General features: G+C 71.3%; 3 protein-coding genes. All 3 read right to left on the bottom strand.

Translation table 11 applies throughout. From position 1 onward, the window contains the following. Positions 1 to 323: 323 nt before the first annotated feature. Positions 324 to 1,754 (bottom strand): pyruvate kinase, encoded by a 1,431-nt coding sequence (gene pyk / locus ACJA3G_RS28955; RefSeq protein ID WP_406555994.1) that lies wholly within the window; start codon positions 1,752 to 1,754, stop codon positions 324 to 326. 100 nt (positions 1,755 to 1,854) lie between these two features. Then, positions 1,855 to 3,099, bottom strand: coding sequence for an acetate kinase (locus ACJA3G_RS28950; RefSeq protein ID WP_406555993.1), 1,245 nt, complete (start codon positions 3,097 to 3,099; stop codon positions 1,855 to 1,857). After that, complete coding sequence (gene pta / locus ACJA3G_RS28945) at positions 3,096 to 5,189, bottom strand: phosphate acetyltransferase (protein ID WP_406555992.1); 2,094 nt, start codon at positions 5,187 to 5,189, stop codon at positions 3,096 to 3,098. The genes ACJA3G_RS28950 and pta overlap by 4 nt, the downstream gene beginning before the upstream one ends. Positions 5,190 to 5,449: the final 260 nt, after the last annotated feature.

Here is a 5,449-nt window from a genome sequence, read left to right as displayed (position 1 = left end):
GGGCGCCCCGGGGCTCGGCTTCGCGGGGGAGGTCGTGCCCGGCTTCACCGGGTGGGCCGCCGCGGGGGCGACGCCGGAGACCACCGCCGCCGCGGTGAGGGCCGCGATGGCCAGCGGGCGGCTGAACTGCACAGTTATCGGGGCACGCATGAACGCGAACGTACCCCACGGAATGTGTAGATCCTGTTGCGGGCACTCCGCGACTGGGCAACGGAGCGCGAAGACGCCGCCGGCGGTGTATGAAGCGGAGGGCGGCGCCCCGGAATTCCGGGTGGCGCCGCCCTCCGCCTCGTCGTCCGGGACCCCGCGGGACCCCGGACGGATCAGCCCTGTCGGCCGTCGCCCAGGTGGTGGACGCGGACCATGTTGGTGGTGCCGGGGACCCCGGGGGGCGAGCCCGCCGTGATGACCATCGTGTCGCCCTCGTTGTGCCGCTTGAGCTTGAGCAGCTCCGCGTCGACGAGGTCCACCATCGCGTCCGTGTTGTCCACGTGCGGGACGACGAACGACTCGACGCCCCAGCTCAGCGCGAGCTGGTTGCGGGTGCCGGCGTCCGTGGTGAAGGCCAGGATCGGCTGGGCCGCGCGGTAGCGCGAGAGGCGGCGGGCCGTGTCACCCGACTTGGTGAACGCCACCAGCGCCTTGCCGTCGAGGAAGTCCGCGATCTCGCAGGCCGCGCGGGCGACCGAACCGCCCTGGGTGCGCGGCTTCTTGCCCGGGACCAGCGGCTGCAGGCCCTTGGAGAGGAGCTCCTCCTCGGCGGCCTCGACGATGCGGGACATCGTCTTGACCGTCTCGATCGGGTACGCGCCGACCGAGGACTCGGCGGAGAGCATGACCGCGTCCGCGCCGTCCAGGATCGCGTTGGCGACGTCGGAGGCCTCGGCGCGGGTCGGACGCGAGTTGGTGATCATGGATTCCATCATCTGGGTCGCCACGATCACCGGCTTGGCGTTGCGGCGGCACAGCTCGATGAGGCGCTTCTGCACCATCGGGACCCGCTCCAGCGGGTACTCGACGGCGAGGTCGCCACGGGCCACCATCACACCGTCGAACGCCATGACGACGCCCTCCATGTGCTCGACGGCCTGCGGCTTCTCCACCTTGGCGATGACCGGCACACGGCGGCCGACCTCGTCCATGACCTTGTGGACGTCCTTGACGTCGTCGGCGTCGCGGACGAAGGAGAGGGCGACCAGGTCGCAGCCCATCTTCAGGGCGAAGCGCAGGTCCTCGATGTCCTTCTCGGACAGGGCCGGGACGTTCACCGCCGCGCCGGGCAGGTTGATGCCCTTGTGGTCGGAGATGACACCGCCCTCGATGACGATGGTCCTGACCCGGGGGCCCTCGACCTCGGTCACCTTGAGCTCGACGTTGCCGTCGTTGATCAGGATCGGGTCGCCCTTGGAGACGTCGCCCGGCAGCCCCTTGTAGGTGGTGCCGCAGATCGACTTGTCGCCCGGGACGTCCTCGGTGGTGATGACGAACTCGTCACCGCGCACCAGCTCGACGGGGCCCTCGGCGAAGGTCTCCAGACGGATCTTGGGTCCCTGGAGGTCGGCGAGCACGCCCACCGCGCGGCCGGTGTCCTCGGCGGCCCTGCGGACACGGTCGTACCGTTCCTGGTGCTCTGCCTGGGAACCGTGGCTGAAGTTGAAGCGGGCCACGTTCATACCGGCCTCGATCAGAGCAGTCAGCTGCTCGTAGGAGTCGACGGCGGGGCCCAGTGTGCAGACGATTTTGGAACGGCGCATGAGGCGATCCTATCGGTTTGTTTCGCTCCGGAATATTCCGTCTGGTGGAATGTACAAATGGGCGGAGGCGCGCTCAGGCGTGGCCTGAAACGGTCCCCGCTCAGACGCCCCTGCCCTCGGCGCCGTCGCCGGACCGGACCAGTGCGTACGTCTGCGTCGCGATCTCCAGCTCCTCGTCCGTGGGTACCACTGCCACGGCCACGCGCGCGTATTCCGGTGAGATGAGCCTCGGCGCGTCGGACCGTACGGCGTTGAGCTCGCCGTCGACCGCGAGCCCCAGCTCCTCCAGGCCCAGCACGGCGGCCTCGCGCACCGGCGCCGCGTTCTCGCCCACCCCGGCGGTGAAGGCGACCGCGTCCACCTTGCCGAGCACCGCGTAGTAGGCGCCGATGTACTTCTTCAGCCGGTGGATGTAGATGTCGAAGGCGAGCACGGCGCGCTGGTCGCCCGCCTCCATCCGGCGGCGGATCTCGCGCATGTCGTTGTCGCCGCAGAGCCCGACCAGACCGCTCTTCTTGTTGAGCAGTACGTCGATCTCGTCCGTCGACATCCCCGCGACCCGCTCCAGGTGGAAGGTCACCGCCGGGTCGATGTCGCCCGAGCGGGTGCCCATGACCAGGCCCTCCAGCGGGGTGAGCCCCATCGAGGTGTCCACGCACACCCCGCCGCGCACGGCCGAGGCGGAGGCCCCGTTGCCCAGGTGCAGCACGATCACGTTGACCTCGGAGGGGTCCTTGCCGAGGAGCCGGGCGGTCTCGCGCGAGACGTACGCGTGCGAGGTGCCGTGGAAGCCGTAGCGGCGGATGCGGTGCGCGTCGGCGGTCTCCACGTCGATCGCGTACCGGGCCGCGTGCTCGGGCATCGTGGTGTGGAAGGCGGTGTCGAAGACGGCCACCTGCGGCAGGTCCGGGCGCAGGGCCTGGGCGGTGCGGATGCCGGTGATGTTGGCCGGGTTGTGCAGCGGCGCGACCGGGACCAGGCGCTCGATCTCCGCCATGACCTCCTCGGTGATCACGGTCGGGGCGCTGAACTTCAGCCCGCCGTGCACCACCCGGTGGCCGATCGCGGCGAGTTCGGGCGAGTCGAGGCCGAGGCCGTCCTTGGCGAGCTCCTCCGAGACCGCCTTCAGGGCGGCCCCGTGGTCGGCGATCGGGCCGTGCGTCTCGCGCTTGTCGCCGCCGGTCAGCGGGGTGTGCACCAGACGGGAGGTCTCCTCGCCGATCCGCTCGACCAGGCCCGCCGCGAGTCGCGTGGGGCCCGCCATGTCGAGCAGCTGGTACTTCACCGACGACGAGCCGGAGTTGAGTACGAGGACGCGCGACGGGGTCGGGTCGGTGCTGGTCATGCGGAGGTCTCCTGCCCCTTTGCCTGCGCCTGGGCCTGGATGGCCGTGATGGCGACGGTGTTGACGATGTCCTGGACGAGGGCGCCGCGCGAGAGGTCGTTGACCGGCTTGCGCAGACCCTGGAGCACCGGGCCCACGGCCACGGCGCCGGCCGAGCGCTGCACGGCCTTGTAGGTGTTGTTGCCGGTGTTGAGGTCCGGGAAGATCAGGACGGTGGCCTGCCCGGCCACCTCCGAGCCCGGCAGCTTGGTCGCGGCCACCGAGGGCTCCACGGCCGCGTCGTACTGGATCGGCCCCTCGATCCGCAGGTCCGGGCGCGCCTCGCGGACGAGCTTGGTGGCCTCGCGGACCTTGTCGACGTCGGCGCCCGAGCCGGAGGTGCCGGTCGAGTACGAGAGCATCGCGATCCGGGGGTCCACGCCGAAGCGGGCCGCGGTGGCCGCCGCCTGGACCGCGATGTCGGCCAGCTGCTCGGCGTCCGGGTCCGGGTTGACCGCGCAGTCGCCGTACACGAGCACCTTGTCGGCCAGGCACATGAAGAAGACGGACGACACGACGGAGGCCCCGGGCTTCGTCTTGATGATCTCGAAGGCGGGGCGGATGGTGGCGGCGGTGGAGTGCACCGAGCCGGAGACCATGCCGTCGGCCAGGCCCTCCTGGACCATCAGGGTGCCGAAGTAGTTGACGTCCGCGACCACGTCGTACGCGAGCTCCACCGTCACGCCCTTGTGCGCGCGCAGCTCGGCGTACCGCTCGGCGAAGCGCCGGCGCAGCTCCGAGGTGTGCGGGTCGATGATCTCGCACCGGGTGACGTCGATGCCGAGGTCGGCCGCCTTCTTGCGGATGGCCTCGGCGTCACCGAGCAGGGTGAGGTCGCACACGTCCCGGCGCAGCAGGACGTCGGCGGCGCGCAGCACCCGCTCCTCGGCGCCCTCGGGGAGCACCACCCGGCGGCGGTCCGCCCGGGCCTGCTCCAGCAGCTCGTGCTCGAACATCATCGGGGTGACCCGGCCGCTGCGGGCCACCGACATCCGGGCCAGCAGGTCGGCGGTGTCGGTGTGCCGCTCGAAGAGGCCGAGCGCGGTCTCCGCCTTGCGCGGGGTGGCGGCGTTCAACTTGCCTTCGAGGGCGAAGAGTTCACCGGCCGTCGGGAACGACCCGCCGGTGACGGCGACCACCGGGGTGCCGGGCGCGAGGCGGTCGGCGAGTTTGAGGATGGCCTCGCCGGGCCGCTCGTCCAGGGTCAGCAGGACGCCGGCTATCGGGGGTGTCCCGGCGCTGTGCGCGGCCAGCGAGCCCACCACCAGGTCGGCCCGGTCGCCCGGGGTCACGACCAGACAGCCCGGGGTCAGGGCGTTGAGGAAGTTCGGCAGCATCGCCCCGCCGAAGACGAAGTCCAGCGCGTCCCGGGCCAGCCCGGCGTCGTCGCCGAGCAGGACCGTACCGCCGAGCGCGGAGGTGATCTGGGCGACGGTCGGCGCGGCCAGCGCGGGCTCGTCGGGCAGGACGTAGCAGGGCACCGGCAGCTGGGCCTTCAGCCCGTCCGCGATGGCCTCGCGGTCCTGCGGGGTCACCCGGTTGACGACCATCGCCAGGACGTCGCAGCCCAGCGCCTCGTACGCGCGGTGGGCGTTGCGCGCCTCGGCCCGCACCGACTCGGCCGGCTGGCCCTTGCCGCCGACGACCGGGATGACGGACGCGCCGAACTCGTTGGCCAGGCGCGCGTTCAGCGACAGCTCGTCCGGGAGCTGGGTGGCGGCGAAGTCGGTGCCGAGGACCAGGACCACCTCGTAGTCGCGGGCGACCCGGTGGAAGCGCTCGACGAGCTGGGAGACCAGCTCGTCGGTGCCGCGCTCGGCCTGGAGCGCGGAGGCCTCGTGGTAGTCCATCCCGTACACCGTCGCCTCGTCCTGGGACAGCCGGTAGCGGGCGCGGAGCAGGTCGAAGAGCCGGTCGGGGCCGTCGTGCACGAGGGGACGGAAGACGCCCACCCGGTCCACTTGGCGGGTCAGGAGCTCCATGACTCCCAGCTCGACGACCTGGCGGCCGTCTCCCCGGTCGATCCCGGTCACGTACACGCTGCGCGTCACGCGTGCTCTCCCGTTCTGTCTGCTCTGGCTGCTCGGTCAGGTCTCTGTCTGCGGGCTGTCTGCGGGGTTGTACTGGTGGGTCGGGTGGGCGCGCGGCGGGCAAAAAAATCGGGGCGGCCCGCCTCGCCCTCTTGACAATACCTCTGCGTGTGGTTACAGCGCCCGCCGGGCGAAGGTGGGGACGAGGGGCGGCCCGCCTCGCCCTCTTGACAATACCTCTGCGTGTGGTTACAGCGCCCGCCGGGCGAAGGTGGGGACGA

Origin of the sequence: Streptomyces sp. YS-3, assembly GCF_045257485.1 — a bacterium.
GTDB lineage: Bacteria > Actinomycetota > Actinomycetes > Streptomycetales > Streptomycetaceae > Streptomyces.
The sequence above is the reverse complement of the archived record's forward strand: the minus strand, read 5'-3'. Positions and strand labels throughout refer to the sequence as shown.

Coding starts and splice junctions, on each gene's coding strand:
- pyk (WP_406555994.1), bottom strand. CDS start 1,754: ATGCGCCGTTCCAAAATCGTCTGCACACTGGGCCCCGCCGTCGACTCC.
- ACJA3G_RS28950 (WP_406555993.1), bottom strand. CDS start 3,099: ATGACCAGCACCGACCCGACCCCGTCGCGCGTCCTCGTACTCAACTCC.